This is a genomic window from Proteocatella sp. QWL-06 (assembly GCF_058684135.1).
The window spans coordinates 1,139,625-1,155,755 of sequence record NZ_CM178755.1 but is presented as its reverse complement, the minus strand read 5'-3'; the positions used below and the strand labels follow the sequence as shown (position 1 = coordinate 1,155,755).

The window sequence follows — 16,131 nt, the reverse complement described above, 5'->3', positions numbered from 1 at the left end:
ATCAATGAGTTCAGGACTATATTCAATGCAGGAAAAAGATTTTGATACAAATTTAGATCTAACAAAACTAAAGCCTTATGGCGATACAATGAATGATGGAAAAATTCAGATGAGCTTTACTTTGCCAGTAGAAAATACTGAAAAATCAGTTGAAGCTGCCAAAGAACTTGCAAAAAAAATGGGAATAGATGAGCCTTCAGTTGTTCATCGTCAGTCCCTAGACAAGAACTTTACATTCTATGTTGTATATGGAAGTCTTACACATACAGTGAATTATGATGATATAGTTGTTCAGAGCATAGAAGTAGACACAATGGATATGCATGAAGTTGACGAATTTATCAAAGAGAACATAAAGAGAAAAATTGTAGTTATCGGAGCAAGCACTGGAACCGACGCTCATACTGTAGGTATAGATGCTATAATGAATATGAAAGGTTATGCCGGACATTATGGTCTTGAGAGATATGAGATGATTGAGGCTTACAATCTGGGAAGCCAGGTAACAAATGAAGAATTCATCCAAAAAGCAAAAGAACTAAATGCAGATGTATTGCTGGTTTCACAGACAGTTACTCAGAAAAATGTTCATATACAGAACCTTACAGAGCTTGTAGAGCTTCTTGAGGCAGAAGGTATCAGAGAAAAAGTAATACTTCTCTGCGGCGGACCAAGAATCAATCATGAGCTTGCAAAAGAACTCGGATATGATGCTGGATTTGGACCAGGAAAATACGCAGACGATGTAGCATCATTTGCAGTAACTGAAATCGCAGAAAAAATTAAATAAAGTATGTATAATTTAAAAAACAACAGAAAAAAGATATTATCTGATTTCTGTTGTTTTTTTCTCTAATCACATATCTGAATCTGTATTTCAGTAATGAATTCATCTATTATTTCTGTCTCGTGGATGTCAATATGATAAATTTCGAGCGGTTTTGAAGTGATTTTCAGCTTTCTTTCCAATGCATGATTAACAGATTTCATTATATAGTAATTAGTCTGATTATAATTGCCTTTGTATTTAATTGAGATGTATTTTCCTTCAGGAATAATAAAATCATAATTTTCATCATCAACTATGCAGAAAACAGAGTCGTACATGCTGAATTCAATCGAATTTCTAAAATCCTCATCGAGATATTGTTTTCCTGGAATAAATTCAAAATCAACTGTAGCTCCAATCATGCTGTTTCCCAATATGTACAGATTCTTGTTATGCTTTTCCTGAAGCCTTTTTATCATGAAATCAACTTCTTCATCTCTCATAATCCTGTCACTGAGCTGTATGCATCGTCTTTCTGGAAAATACACTTCATGTATTTCCCCAAATGATGATTCAGAGTGCTCCTTTTCAATATTGATTCTTCTAAGCCTGAGCTTTTCCTTGAGAACTTCAAGCTCAAGTATTTTTCTATCGATTTCCGTAATTTCCATATCAAGCATATTCATAGTAGATTTTACTGATCTTTCAGAAAGTAGTTCTTTTATTCTCCTAATTTCAAATCCAAGATTCTTAAGCTCATTTATAACGTTCAATCTAGAAATGTCAGAAAATCCATACATTCTATACCCATTGATATCTCTCTTAGGATTCAGTATTCCTATCCGTTCATAATATCTCAGAGAATCTTTACCAATTCCATACAGCTTTGAGATTTCATTGATTTTATAATAATTCTTCATAATTGAACTCCTTCGTGTTGACATTAGCATTATACTATAGTTTATAATTTTATTATAGCATAAATTATGATTAATCTTAATAAAGAAAGAAGAAGGTGCGTTATGAACGATATCAATTTAATTACTGCCAAAACAAAAAAAGAAACTTCGAGTTTAAGGACGTTCCTTAACTATGTGATCCCATCCATAACAGCAATGTGGGTATTTTCAATATACACTATGGTAGATGGCTTGTTTGTTGCAAACTATGTAGGACATGAAGCACTTGCCGCAGTAAATATTGCAATGCCGACTATAAATCTCATTTTTGCTCTTTCGCTCCTGTTTTCAACGGGTGCATCAACTGTAATAGCAATCAGTCTTGGAAAAGGAAAATCAGAAGAAGCTAACAAGACATTTACTATCAATACATTCATTTTGATTCTAATTTCATTTGCAATAACTACGCTTGCACTTCTTAATCTGAATGTGCTTGTGGATTTTTTAGGTGCTACTCCCGGAACAAAAGATATGATAACTGATTACCTTAGTATAATAATATGTTTTTCTGTATTTTTCATAATATCATATCAGTTTGAAGTTTTGGTTAAAACTGATGGATCTCCAAAGCTTGCTACTATTGGAGTGATCACCAGTGCGCTTACAAATGTCGTGCTAGACTATGTATTCATAGCTATATTCGATTTTGGAGTGAAAGGGGCTGCTTATGCAACCGGAATCTCCCAGATTGTTTCAACTGTATTCTTTCTTTCATATTTCATGGGTTCGAAGTCAAAGCTCTCATTTGTAAAATTCAGATTTGATGAAATTAGAGCAAAGATGTACAAAAGAATCGTGTCTCTGGGCATATCCGACAGCCTTACTGAGCTTTCTGCTGGTATAATTGTATTTGTTTTTAATCAGACTATACTTTCTGTAATTGGGGAAAATGGAATAGTAACATATACAATAATATCCTATGTAAATCTTCTTGTAATAATGACTATGATTGGAATAACTCAGGGAATGCAGCCGCTTGTAAGCTATTATCTGGGAAAAGCTGATTTAATCAGCTGCAGAAAATTCTTTAAGCTTGCACTCATGATGGTATCCTTTGTACTTATTTTTGTATGCTACGTAAGCTTCTTCAAGACAGATGCAATTGTTTCAGCATTTATAGGAATTGAAGATTCGTCTCTTTTCAGCTATTCAACAAAATCTTTCAGGATTTTTTCTCTCTCATTTCTGATTGTTGGATTTAATATACTAATTTCCGGTTACTTCGTCGCAGTTGAAAAACCGTTTGAAGCAATTATAATATCTCTCTCCAGAGGACTTTTTGCATTGATAATCGTTCTAAAGATCATGGTTTATCTGTTTGGAGATTTCGGAATCTGGATTTCACCTTTAGTTTCTGAATCTGTAGTTTTCGTGATATCAGTAATTTTCATACTCAACTACAGGAGAAAAAATTCGATTATGAATTGAGACTAAAAGGCTCAATCGCACAAAAATTAGTTCTTACAAGATATTGATTTATATCAAAAGCTATTGTATTATTCTCATCTTTGACACTTTAATGGAATAAAAACCTGTGAATCGAAGCAATATCAACGATTTACAGGTTTTCTTGTTTTTTGAAAAGTGAGTAATGTTTTTTATTTTTTTGTATCTTTGAAAATTTTTTTCATTTGTTTTGTATTTACTATCTGATAATCTGTTCTGAATCCAAATGCATCGTGAAGATCATCAGTTAAATCTGTTCTTGTATATGTTGGAAGGTAGCCTTCACCAGTGATTTCAAAGAAATTCATGTCTCTCAGTCCTGTCACTATGTCGTGACATGTATATTTTTCGCCCAACTTCTTTTCAAGAATTCTGTATATCATGAGTGAAATGAAGCAGGTAGTGAAGTGTGCCTCTATTCTGTCATCACGCTGCAGATATACCGGTCTAGCCTTGAACTCAGACTTCATGATCCGGAAGGATTCTTCAATCTCCCATCTTCTCTGATTTACCTTGATGATTGCGGAAGCATCGTCATCGAGGTTTGTGCAAACCGCATAGAATCCATCGTAAGCGGCTTCGCCGGCAATCAAATCAGTATCAATGGAGTAGCTTTCATTTTCGGCTACCTCACCATTTTCGGTGCAATGAGACTTGGATATGAATCTCTTGTAATCATTTGAATTACACTTCTTCAGTTTTCCAGAGTTTGTATCAATTACTTTCTGTGCGCGTTCTATCTGACGATTCCTGATGCTCTGCTGATACTTCTGATATTTGGTAGAGAATGTCACAATCAGTTTTTGTTCCAGGTCTTTCTCCTTGATCCATCTTTCTTTGTAGAATGTGAGGTCCAAGTTACTGTCCTCATTTAACTCCGTTAAATCATAAAGAACATCTGAACCACTCATTTTCCATCCCGTAGGATCCAGAGCCCATTCCCTGAGAGATGCCTTCAGTTTCTTGATAGACTGAGTAGTTATGAATGCCCGGTCCTGTATGTCGTTGAACTTGCGATTAGCAACAGAAGCCAGCCCGGCATCAGTACATACTACAAATCTTGAAAGACCAAAGTCAGATATTATCTTTTTCTCCAGTGGTTTCAACGTAACCTGTTCATTAGTGTTACCTTTGTTTATGCAAAATGCAAGCGGGAAACCATCCCCATCCATAAACAGTCCCATCTGGACAATCGGATTAGGCCTGTGCTCCTTCGAAACGCCATATTGCCTTAAGCCATCTTCCTGCTCTGTTTCGAAGAAATAGTTGGTGCAGTCATAGTAAAGGATCCCATTGTTTCTGTCGCAGATTTTGAGGCTGTTCTTGTAAAGCTCAGACTGTATGTAATCTGACTCTTTGGCGAGTACTTCCAGAGACCTGTAGAGATGCTGAAGCTCAAATTCAGGCTGTTCCATGAATAACTTCGATTGCTCGCATGTAGCGAGTTTAGAAGCAGGAAAGATAATCCTGCTGTAAACAAGTCTTGAAAGAACCGAATCCAGGTTGTATGTAAATTTGTATTTTTCTGAGATTACCTTTGATATCTTTGAAAGACCCAACTGGTGGTATATCTGCTGCAGGAACAGATATCCGCCATTGAATGTTTTTTGTTCATCCTTGGCAATCTGCTTCGCAGGAGAATACCTGACCATAACTTCTCTTTTTTCTTCTTTTTCTTTTCTTGTAAGCTCAGCAACATAAGCCTTAGCCCATTCGATAGGGTCCTCACCGTTGAGTTTCTTCTCAAGGTCTGCATAAGTACCAAGTTTTTCAACAATCTTGGAGGTATGAACCCCGTTAACATAAATAGATTTTGTGACGTATAATGACGAAGCGTTTTTAGATTTAGAAATTTGAAGTCTCATATGAAATACCTCCTATCCTTTATATTATATCACATTACTAGACATTGTGCAATAATTATTTTTATAATTTGACAAAAAAATAAGCCTGTTGCAAGGCTTTGGAGCATATTCTAATGGGATAAAGTGTCAAAGATCCGGATTATGAATTGAGACTAAAAGGCTCAATCGCACAAAAATTAGTTCTTACAAGATATTGATTTATATCAAAAGCTATTGTATTATTAAATGATAGAAGAACAGGAGGAAACATATGGAAAAAAAGAAATTTTATGTAACTACCCCGATTTACTATCCCAGCGGTAAACTGCACATTGGCCACACATACTGCACTGTTGCTGCTGATGCAATAGCAAGATATAAAAGATTTACAGGTTATGATGTAATGTTTTTGACAGGAACTGACGAGCATGGTGAAAAAATCCAGAAAACTGCTCAAGGTCTCGGAATGGAGCCAAAGGAATATCTTGATGGCATGATCAAAGATATTAAAAAACTTTGGGAAACCATGGAAATATCATATGACCAGTTCATACGTACTACGGACGAAGACCACGAAAAGCAGATTGAGGAGATTTTCGTTAAGCTATATGAAAAGGGCGATATTTACCTTGGATCTTATGAGGGTAACTACTGTATTCCATGTGAGTCTTTTTGGACTGACGCACAGCTTATAGACAATAAATGTCCCGATTGCGGCAGAGGTGTTGAGAAAAGAAGTGAAGAATCTTATTTTTTCAGGCTTTCAAAATATCAGGATAAACTGATTCAATATTACAGTGAAAATCCGGATTTCTGCTTTCCTGAAAGCAGAAAAAACGAGATGATGAATAATTTTATACTGAAAGGACTTGAAGATCTTTCTGTATCAAGAACTACTTTTGACTGGGGCGTAAAGGTTCCATTCAACGACAAACATGTTGTGTATGTATGGATAGACGCTTTATGTAACTATATTACAGCTCTAGGCTATACTCAGAATTCCGAAAAATTCAGAGAATTCTGGCCTGCAGACGTTCATCTTGTTGGTAAAGAAATAGTAAGATTCCACGCTATAATATGGCCTGCACTGCTTATGGCTCTTGATCTTCCTTTACCTAAAAAAATCTTCGGACATGGATGGATAATGTTTTCCGAAGATAAAATGAGCAAATCCAAGGGTAATATAGTTTATCCGGAACCACTTATAGAAAGATATGGAACGGATGCACTTAAGTATTTCCTTTTAAGAGAATTCGTTTTTGGTCAGGATGGCAACTATACAAACAGAAACTTTATAACAAGAATCAATTCCGATCTTGTCAATGATCTGGGGAACCTTCTCTCAAGAACAATATCAATGATCGAAAAGTATAATAACTCAAAAATACCTGAAAGCAAAACTGAAACTCCATATGACAAATCTCTTATTGAAATAGCCTCACAACTGCATGTAGCAGTTGACCGATCTATGAATGAACTTCAATTCAGTGAGGCCTTTGAAGAAATATGGAAGCTCATAAGAAGATGTAATAAATACATTGATGAAACCGCTCCGTGGATTTTAGCAAAAGATGAGTCAAAAAAAGATGAACTTAATACCGTATTATATAATCTTGCAGAGTCTCTTAGAATAATCTCTGTTATGATCAGTCCTATGCTTCATGTTACCGCAGACAGGATTTTTACTCAGCTTAATACATCGCCAGAGCTAAAAACTTATGAATCTGTTTTTGAATTTGGAAGAACAGTTCCTGAAACAGAGATTGTAAAAGGAGAAATACTTTTCCCAAGACTGGATGTAGAAGTAGAGACTCAGTTCCTTGAGGAGCTTTTTACTCCTGGGAATTCCGGAGAAAAAAAATCTGTGATTGAAAAGAATATTGAACATAAAGATGAAATAACTTATGATGATTTCGATAAGATTGAATTGAGGGTAGCCGAAGTACTGGACTGCAAGAAACATCCCAAAGCCGACAAACTTCTCATATTCAGTCTCAAGCTTGGAAATGAAGATAGACAGATTGTTTCAGGAATTGCAAACTTCTATGATCCGCAAACTCTTATTGGAAAGAAAGTGGTAATAGTTGCAAATCTAAAACCAGTTAAGCTTCGCGGAGAAATATCAGAGGGAATGATTCTTTCTGCAGCCACAGATGATGACTCTATGCTTGAGGTAGTCGAAGTGAGTAAAATTGAAAGTGGTTCAGAGGTAAGATAATGAAATTATTTGATTCCCATGCGCATCTTGATGATGAGCAGTTTGATTCAGACCGCGAAGAAATAATAGGCAGAATAATTAAAAGTGACGTAAAGAGGATAATTAATGTAGGAGCGGACATAAAAACATCAGAAAGTTCTATAAAGCTTGCTTCAGAATACGATTTTATCTATGCAGCAGTCGGAATACATCCACATGATGTATCAGATTGCAGCCAATCTGATATGGAATATCTGAAGAAGCTGTCGGTGCATGAAAAAGTCGTAGCAATAGGGGAAATAGGTCTCGATTATTATTATGATAATTCGCCAAGAGAAGAACAGCGGATATGGTTTGAAAATCAGATTCAGCTTTCTGAAGAACTGAATCTGCCATTTATAGTTCACTCAAGAGATGCATCCGAGGACACATATGATATAATAAAAAGAAACAGAAATAAATCAGAATTTGTACTACACTGCTTCAGCCAGAGTCTTGAAATGGCAAAAAAGTATATTGATCTGGGAGGTTATATATCATTTGCTGGTCCTGTAACTTACAAAAAATCGATAAAACTTAGAGAAGTTGTAAAGAACATCCCTCTGGACAGACTTTTAATTGAAACAGACTGCCCATATCTTTCTCCTGAACCTAAAAGAGGCAAAAGAAATGATCCTACCAACGTACTGTTTGTAGCAGAGACTATTGCCAATGAACTTGGGATCGATTCAGAAAGGCTTGCAGAAATCACCTTTGAAAATGCATCCAGATTATTTTCTATATAAAATCCAAACTAAGGGGGCAAATAGCTTTCACCAGTTAAGCTATTACGTAGCTTTATGTTAATAGAAACAAATGATAAACGCCTGAATTCCATAATTGAAATTCTTAACATAACTACTCAGGGGAGCAGTATTATGGAAGCAAAAGACAGTATACTTCCCACCCTTGTAGATATCCTCAAGCTTAAGAGGATATCCATAGGCGTATTGAATGCCGGAAGCATAGATACGATGAGGATAATCTATACTGACTTTAAAACTGAATTTCACAAAAAATATGGGATAGAGACTGACTATCTGAAAAGTAAAAACTCATTTGACATTCCTATAGACGTATACCCCGATATTATAAAAGCTCATATTCTTGAGAATCGAGGCTATTTATATATAGATAACCTGAAAACCAGAGATTATGATGAACTTCAACAGATGATTGGTGATAAATATAACGGAATAGCTATATTTCCCATAGTATCTGACGACAGGTGTCTTGGAATTATTTCATGCTATCTTTCCGATGGAGAATCTCTGAAGGAGGAAGATATTGAATTAACCCTTCAGATTTGCAAAGTTCTTGCGCTCATGATTGAAATTTATCGTAAAAACGAGATAATATCAAGCATAGAGAAAAAAAACAAGGAGTTTGCTGAAGCATTAAAAATTCAGAGACAGCTAATGAGTTTGAACAACATTTCTTTTTTCAGCGGGGCTAGAATCAGTTTTAATTATCAGATTGGATGCGAAAACAACAACATGGACAGCCTAAAAAGCAGACTTGGCGGAGATTATTATGAAGCCATAAAACTAAATGAGTCAAAAGCGCTTTTATTTTTTGCTGATGTAATGGGTCATGGCGTTATGTCCAATTATTTTGTACCACTGCTTAAAGGAATGTTCAAAATGATTGCAAAGGGACCGGATGTGAGTCCGGCAAAGATACTTACAAATGTCAGCCGACTTATATATTCCGATCTTGATTCTGCAGGAATGTTCATAACGGGAAGGGTTATGCTAGTGGATTTTGAAAAGAACACTATATGTTCTGCCAATGCAGGTCATACAGTGCCACTTCTTTACAGCTATGAGAAAGATCTTATAGCCTATCTTGATAAAGACAAGGGAAAACCTCTGGGAGTGGACTCTGAATACGAATACGAAGAGCATACTTACATTATGGATTCAGAGGCAGTACTTTTCATGTATACAGATGGCATTTATGAGAATACCAATATAAATGGGCAGAGTTACAAAGAATCCAATATTATAGAGATACTGAAAGCCAACAAATACAGTGACAGTGAAATGATTTGCAACGACATTCTTGAGGCAATAAAGACTTTTATTATTAATCGTGATGATGATGAAGTTGATGATATGATGATTGTGCTGATAAAGAATTTCTAAACTCAATCATGCATTGTAACTGAATTTATAAAATTATCATGAATTATTTGTAAAAAATCAGGTATAAAAGTAATTGACAGCCATATTTACTTGATAATTTAAGAATATGTAAAAATAAATTTGATATTCTTAAATTTAAGTTGTATAATATATGTGTTGGTTATATTATATTTAAAAGGAGAGTAATTGATGAAAGTTAATGTAGGTTTGTCAAACAGGCATCTTCATGTATCAAAAGAAGATTTAAATATACTGTTTGGTCAAGATTATGAGCTTACTCATAAGAAAGATTTATCACAGCCAGGACAATATGCAGCAGAAGAAGTTGTTGATATCGAAGGCCCTAAAGGTACTTTGAAAAAAGTAAGAATCCTTGGTCCTGTAAGACCTGAAACTCAGGTTGAAATATCTTTTGCTGATGCAAGAGCACTTGGAGTAGAGCCTGTTGTGAGAGAATCTGGCAAACTTGGTAACACGCCTGGATGTAAATTAACTGGTCCTAACGGAACAGTTGAGATTACTGAGGGAGTTATCGTAGCATCAAGACATATCCATATGCATACAGATGATGCAGCAAAGTTCGACCTTAAGGATAAAGACATTGTTAATGTAGAGACATCGGGCGAAAGAGGAGTAATATTTAAAAACGTATTAGTGCGTGTTAATCCTAATTATGCTTTAGAGATGCACTTGGACATCGAAGAGGGTAATTCAGCTGGGTTAAAAAATGGAGATTTTGTTGAAATAATCAAAATCGAAAAATAAGTAATTTAATATTAGGAGGAAAGAATATGTCTAAAGTTATGAAAACTATGGATGGAAATACGGCTGCCGCATATGTATCTTATGCATTTACAGATGTTGCTGCAATATATCCTATCACTCCATCATCAACAATGGCAGAGCTGGTTGATGAATGGGCAGCTAACGGAAAGAAGAATATATTTGGCCAGGAGGTTCAGGTTACTGAAATGCAATCTGAAGCCGGAGCCGCAGGAGCAGTTCACGGATCATTATCAGCCGGAGCGCTTACTACAACATTTACAGCTTCTCAGGGACTTCTGTTAATGATACCTAATATGTATAAAATAGCAGGTGAGATGCTTCCATGTGTATTCCATGTAACTGCAAGAGCAATCGCGGGTCACGCTCTTTCAATATTTGGAGACCATTCTGACGTTATGGCTGCAAGACAGACAGGATTTGCTATGCTGGCAACTGGTTCAGTTCAGGAAGTAATGGATCTTGGCGGTGTTGCTCACCTTGCATCAATAAAATCAAGAATTCCATTCGTACATTTCTTTGATGGATTCAGAACATCTCACGAAATTCAAAAAATAGAAGCAATTGACTACGATGTATTCGATCGTTTAGTAGATAAAGAAGCAATAAAAGAATTCAGAAGCAGATCGCTTAACCCTGAGCATCCATATACAAAGGGAACTGCTCAGAATCCTGACATATTCTTCCAGGCGAGAGAAGCTTCAAACAGCTTCTACACTGTTATTCCAGATATAGTTAATGACTATATGAAGGAAATTTCTGCAGTTACTGGAAGAGATTACAAGCCTTTCAACTACTATGGAGCTCCAGATGCTGAACATATAGTTGTAGCAATGGGATCAGTAACAGAATCGCTTGAAGAGACAATAGATTACTTAAATGAAAAAGGTCATAAGACGGGTGTTGTTAAAGTACACCTTTACAGACCATTCTCATCAAAGTATTTCTTTGATGTATTACCACAGACAGTTAAATCTATAGCTGTACTTGACAGATGCAAAGAACCAGGATCTGTAGGAGAACCGCTTTACCTTGATATAAAATCACTTTTCTATGGTAAGGAAAATGCTCCAGTTATAGTTGGCGGAAGATATGGACTAGGTTCAAAAGATACTACTCCTACACACCTTCTTACAGTATTTAAAAATATCATGTCTGAAAATCCAAAAGACAACTTTACTATATCTATAGTTGATGATGTTACAGGACTTTCACTTCCAGTTGAAGAAAAAATAAACACATCATCACCAGGAACAAAGAGATGCAAATTCTGGGGTCTTGGATCAGACGGAACTGTTGGTGCAAATAAATCTGCTATAAAAATCATTGGAGACCATACAGATATGTATGCTCAGGGATATTTCTCATATGACTCTAAGAAGTCAGGCGGAATTACAGTATCTCACCTTAGATTTGGTAATGCTCCAATAAGATCAACATATCTGATTGATGAAGCGGACTTTATAGCATGCCACAACCAATCATATGTAAACCAGTATGATGTGCTTGAAGGCCTTAAAAAAGGCGGAATATTCGTTCTTAACTGCAAATGGGATGCTAGTGAATTAGATACTCATCTTCCAGCTGGAATGAAGAAATATATTGCTGAGAATGATATCCAGTTCTACACTATTGATGCAACAAAAATAGGTGAAGAGATCGGACTTGGAAATAGAATAAACATGATAATGCAAAGCGCATTCTTCAAGCTTACAGAAGTAATACCTGCTGAAGATGCTGTTAAATATCTTAAGGAATCAATCGTTAAGTCATATGGAAAAAAAGGACAGAAGATTCTTGATATGAACTTTGCTGCTGTTGACAAAGGTCAGACTGACTTTGCTAAAGTTGAAGTTCCAGCATCATGGAAAGACGCTGTAGAAACTGCAATAAAAGAAAACGAATATGAAGTTCCAGAATTTATAAAGAACGTTCTTATCCCTATGAATGCTCAGCAAGGAGACAAGCTGCCTGTTTCAACTTTCCTTGGAAGAGAAGACGGAGCATTCCCTCATGGAACTGCTGCATACGAGAAGCGTGGTATAGCTGTGAATGTTCCTGAGTGGAATTCAGAAAACTGTATCCAGTGTAACCAGTGTGCATATGTATGTCCTCATGCTGCAATAAGACCATTCCTTATGACAGATCAAGAAAAAACTGTTGTAGGTGATATAACAACACTTCCAGCAATGGGCAAGGGTCTTGAAGGACTTCAGTACAAGATTCAGGTTACTCCACTTGACTGTACAGGATGTGGAAACTGTGCTGACATCTGTCCAGGTAAAAAAGGTGCTAAAGCGCTTGAAATGAAGCCACTTGACAGCCAGATGAAAGAGCAGGAAAACTACAATGCATTAAATTCAAAAGTTGGATACAAAGGCGATCTTATGGATGCCAAATCTATAAAAGGAAGCCAGTTCGTTCAGCCACTTCTTGAGTTCTCAGGAGCTTGTGCAGGATGTGGAGAAACACCATACGCAAGACTTGTAACTCAGCTGTTTGGAGACAGAATGGTTATAGCTAACGCAACAGGTTGTTCTTCAATCTGGGGTGGATCAGCTCCTTCAACTCCATATACAAAGAATGCTGAAGGCAAAGGACCAGCTTGGGCTAACTCACTGTTCGAGGATAATGCTGAATACGGATATGGTATGGCGGTTGCTATAAAAGCAATGAGAGAAAGAATAAAAACAGTTTCTGCTAAAATGCAGGAAATGAATGTTTCTGATGAAGTAAAATCAGCTCTTAATGCTTGGGTATCTTCTATGGAAGATGCTGATGCAAGTAAGGTTGCTTCTGCAAAACTACTTGAAGTACTTCCTTCAGTTGATGGTGAAGCAAAAGAACTTGCTCAGGAAATACTTGACAAGAAAGATTACCTTGTTAAAAAATCAGTTTGGATATTCGGTGGAGATGGTTGGGCGTATGATATCGGATACGGTGGACTTGATCACGTAATCGCTTCAGGTGAAAATGTAAACATACTTGTATTTGACACTGAGGTATATTCAAATACTGGAGGTCAGTCTTCAAAAGCAACTCCAACTGGAGCTGTTGCTAAATTTGCTGCATCTGGTAAAAAAGTTAAGAAGAAAGACCTTGGAATGATAGCTACAACTTATGGCTACGTATACGTTGCTCAGGTTGGTATGGGCGCAGACAAGAACCAGCTTCAAAAAGCACTTCTTGAGGCTGAGAAGTATGACGGACCATCACTTATCATTGCTTATGCTCCATGTATAAACCATGGACTTAAAGAAGGAATGGGAAGAACTCAGGCTAATACTAAACAAGCTGTTGAGGCTGGATACTGGCATCTATACAGATTCAATCCTGAGCTTAAGAAAGAAGGAAAGAATCCATTCACTCTTGATTCAAAAGAGCCAACTGCAAGCTTCAGAGAATTCCTTGATAAGCAGGTTAGATATACTTCACTTAAAACAGCATTCCCTGAAATCGCAGATGAACTATTTGCAAGTGCAGAAGAAGCTGCAAAAGAAAGATACGAAACTTATAAAGCTATGGCTGAAAGATAGACTATAAACAATAAATAATTCAAACACAACCATCCAAGAGACACTTATTTTTAATAGGTGTCTCTTGGTGTTTTTTTATAAATTTAATTGAATCCTGACCTTAAAGGGTATTAATATAAAATAACCAGCCTATTGATTTCAGGAGTAATCATATGAAAAAAGACGAATATATTTATACAGTTTTTCAAGAAGATGATGATAATGCTGAAAGGTTCAAGATAATGTATTATGTAATATTCATAATAACCTTATTCAGTATATTTTTCTCGCCAGTAGCCGTTAAGGGATATTCTATGGAAGATACATTGAGGAACCAGCAGCCTCTGATCGTATACAATTTCGTATTCAGCTACCATTACAACGATATACTGGTAGTGTATGCAGGTAATAATATCCCAGGGGAAAAGTATATAATAAAGAGAGTGTGCGCACTTCCCGGAGATAAGATAGAAATCAAAAATGGAAAATTTTACAGGAATGACATAAGAATCAGCGAACCATATATCAAAGAGCCTATGAGCAAAAACCAGGTTGTCCCTCCATATATAATGAAGAATAATGAGATTTTCTTAATGGGCGACAACAGAAATCAATCAGGTGATTCAAGAGATTTTGGACCATTTAAAACAGATGATGTAAAAGGCAGGGTAATTTGCATCAGTTCTGACAAAGCCGAAAGCCAAGAAAACGTTTGACTTCAATATAAAAGGGTGTTAAAATATTTTTAATAATTGAAATATTAATTGTCCCGATTATCGCGACATCACAGGAGCGAATTTTAGTAGAGCTTTAACTGCTTATTAAGATTCGCTTATTTGTTAGTGCAACTACATAAAGGAGGAACCGATGAAAAATGTAATAATTACAGGTGAAAACCTGACAATACATGATTTAATCAAAGTGAGCAGAGAGTATGCTCATGTAGAACTCTCTGAAATCGCAAAAACCAGGATACTTGAATCAAGAAAAATAGTAGATGACCTTGTTGAAAACGAAAAGGTTGTTTATGGAATAACAACCGGATTCGGTAAATTCAGCAATGTCTCTATTACTAAAGATGAATCCAAAATACTTCAGAGGAATCTAATAATAACGCATGCCGTAGGAGCTGGCGAACCTTTTAACACTGAGACAACAAGAGCAATCATTCTTCTTAGAATTAATAACCTTTCAAAAGGATATTCCGGAGTAAAGCTTGAAACTGTCATGACAATGATAGAAATGCTTAACAAAAGAGTCCATCCATTGATACCTCAAAAGGGATCTCTGGGCGCAAGCGGAGATCTTGCTCCTCTTTCACATATGGTGCTTCCAATGATTGGACTTGGCGAAGCTGAATATAATGGAAAATTCATGAATGGCAGCGAGGCGATGGAAAAATCCGGGATACAAATCATTGAGCTCACATCCAAAGAAGGACTGGCACTTATAAACGGAACTCAGGTAATGACTGCAGTTGGTGCGTTGACAGTATACGATGCTATAAATCTAGCGAAAGCGGCCGATATAGCAAATGCACTGGAATTTGAGGCTCATAATGGGGTTGTTGATGCTCTTCAGGCGAGATGTCATGCAGTAAGGCCTCATAAGGGGCAGATTAGTACCGCAGCAACTTTGCTTCAGATACTAGAAGGAAGCAGAAATGTATCAAGGCAGGGCGAAGTGAGAGTACAGGATGCATATACGCTAAGGTGTTCACCACAGGTACATGGTGCCAGCAAAGATGCAATAAACTATGTAAAAGAAAAAGTTGAAATAGAAATGAATTCAGTAACTGATAACCCTATGATTTTTCCTGACACCAAGGAAGGCATCTCTGCAGGTAATTTTCATGGACAGCCTATGGCACTGAGCTTTGATTTTTTAGGTATAGCTATAGCGGAACTTGCAAATATTTCTGAAAGAAGAATAGAGCGATGTGTTAATCCTGCACTTAGCGAACTTCCCGCATTTCTGGTTGATAAAGGAGGGTTGAACTCTGGATTCATGATTGTACAGTACTCTGCTGCATCGCTGGTGTCTGAGAACAAAGTTCTTGCCCACCCGGCAAGTGTTGACAGCATACCATCTTCTGCAAATCAGGAAGACCATGTAAGCATGGGCACTATTTCGGCAAGAAAGGCGCGTGAGATTCTCAATAACTCAAGAAGAGTTGTTTCAATGGAGTTGATGTGTGCATGTCAGGCAATAGATATGAGAGGAAACAAAGGCATGGGAAAAGGAACACAGGCAGCTTATGATACAATAAGAAGCCTCGTACCTGTCCTTCATGAAGACAGACCCCTTTATGAAGATATAAACAAGTGCGAATCTGTTCTCATAGATGGTTCTCTTATAAGGAATGTTGAGGAAGCAGCAGGAGAGCTCACTGTATAAAAAGAATATTTAAGAACATACCCTGGAAATACAGA

General features: G+C 36.5%; 11 protein-coding genes. 9 read left to right on the top strand and 2 right to left on the bottom strand.

From position 1 onward, the window contains the following. Window positions 1-4: 4 nt before the first annotated feature. On the top strand, window positions 5-790 hold the full coding sequence (kamE, locus tag AC4PGZ_RS05500) for a lysine 5,6-aminomutase subunit beta (RefSeq protein ID WP_492160053.1): 786 nt from the start codon (window positions 5-7) through the stop codon (window positions 788-790). 62 nt (window positions 791-852) lie between these two features. On the opposite strand, the gene AC4PGZ_RS05495 is transcribed toward kamE, so the two are convergent. Next, the gene (locus AC4PGZ_RS05495; RefSeq protein WP_492160052.1) at window positions 853-1,689 is read right to left on the bottom strand and encodes a MerR family transcriptional regulator; all 837 of its coding nucleotides are present in this window, start codon (window positions 1,687-1,689) and stop codon (window positions 853-855) included. Window positions 1,690-1,791: 102 nt separating this feature from the next. Between AC4PGZ_RS05495 and AC4PGZ_RS05490 the strand changes: the two genes are divergently transcribed. Then, on the top strand, window positions 1,792-3,156 hold the full coding sequence (locus AC4PGZ_RS05490) for an MATE family efflux transporter (RefSeq protein WP_492160051.1): 1,365 nt from the start codon (window positions 1,792-1,794) through the stop codon (window positions 3,154-3,156). A gap of 170 nt (window positions 3,157-3,326) precedes the next feature. Here the strand turns inward: AC4PGZ_RS05490 and AC4PGZ_RS05485 are convergent, their stop codons facing one another. Next, window positions 3,327-5,039, bottom strand: coding sequence for an IS1634 family transposase (locus AC4PGZ_RS05485; RefSeq protein WP_492160050.1), 1,713 nt, complete (start codon window positions 5,037-5,039; stop codon window positions 3,327-3,329). 250 nt (window positions 5,040-5,289) lie between these two features. Here AC4PGZ_RS05485 and metG point away from each other — a divergent pair, with 250 nt between their 5' ends. The 7 genes from metG to hutH all read left to right on the top strand — a co-directional run bounded on the left by metG (window position 5,290) and on the right by hutH (window position 16,096). Next, complete coding sequence (gene metG / locus AC4PGZ_RS05480; RefSeq protein ID WP_492160049.1) at window positions 5,290-7,236, top strand: methionine--tRNA ligase; 1,947 nt, start codon at window positions 5,290-5,292, stop codon at window positions 7,234-7,236. After that, the gene (locus tag AC4PGZ_RS05475) at window positions 7,236-8,000 is read left to right on the top strand and encodes a TatD family hydrolase (RefSeq protein WP_492160048.1); all 765 of its coding nucleotides are present in this window, start codon (window positions 7,236-7,238) and stop codon (window positions 7,998-8,000) included. Before metG ends, AC4PGZ_RS05475 begins: the two co-directional genes overlap by 1 nt. 132 nt (window positions 8,001-8,132) lie before the next feature. Continuing rightward, entirely contained in the window at window positions 8,133-9,401 is a 1,269-nt protein-coding gene (locus tag AC4PGZ_RS05470; RefSeq protein WP_492160047.1) for a GAF domain-containing SpoIIE family protein phosphatase, read from the top strand. Window positions 9,402-9,590: 189 nt separating this feature from the next. Continuing rightward, window positions 9,591-10,166, top strand: a complete 576-nt coding sequence (gene pduL, locus AC4PGZ_RS05465; RefSeq protein ID WP_492160046.1) for a phosphate propanoyltransferase — start codon at window positions 9,591-9,593, stop codon at window positions 10,164-10,166. Between the two features lie 26 nt (window positions 10,167-10,192). Beyond that, window positions 10,193-13,720: a pyruvate:ferredoxin (flavodoxin) oxidoreductase gene (gene nifJ / locus AC4PGZ_RS05460; RefSeq protein WP_492160045.1), complete on the top strand. Its 3,528-nt coding sequence runs from the start codon at window positions 10,193-10,195 to the stop codon at window positions 13,718-13,720. Between the two features lie 152 nt (window positions 13,721-13,872). Continuing rightward, window positions 13,873-14,415, top strand: a complete 543-nt coding sequence (gene lepB, locus AC4PGZ_RS05455) for a signal peptidase I (protein WP_492160044.1) — start codon at window positions 13,873-13,875, stop codon at window positions 14,413-14,415. A gap of 151 nt (window positions 14,416-14,566) precedes the next feature. After that, window positions 14,567-16,096 carry a histidine ammonia-lyase gene (gene hutH, locus AC4PGZ_RS05450; protein ID WP_492160043.1) on the top strand — a complete coding sequence of 510 codons (1,530 nt, stop codon included), beginning with the start codon at window positions 14,567-14,569 and terminating at the stop codon, window positions 16,094-16,096. Window positions 16,097-16,131 lie beyond the last annotated feature (35 nt).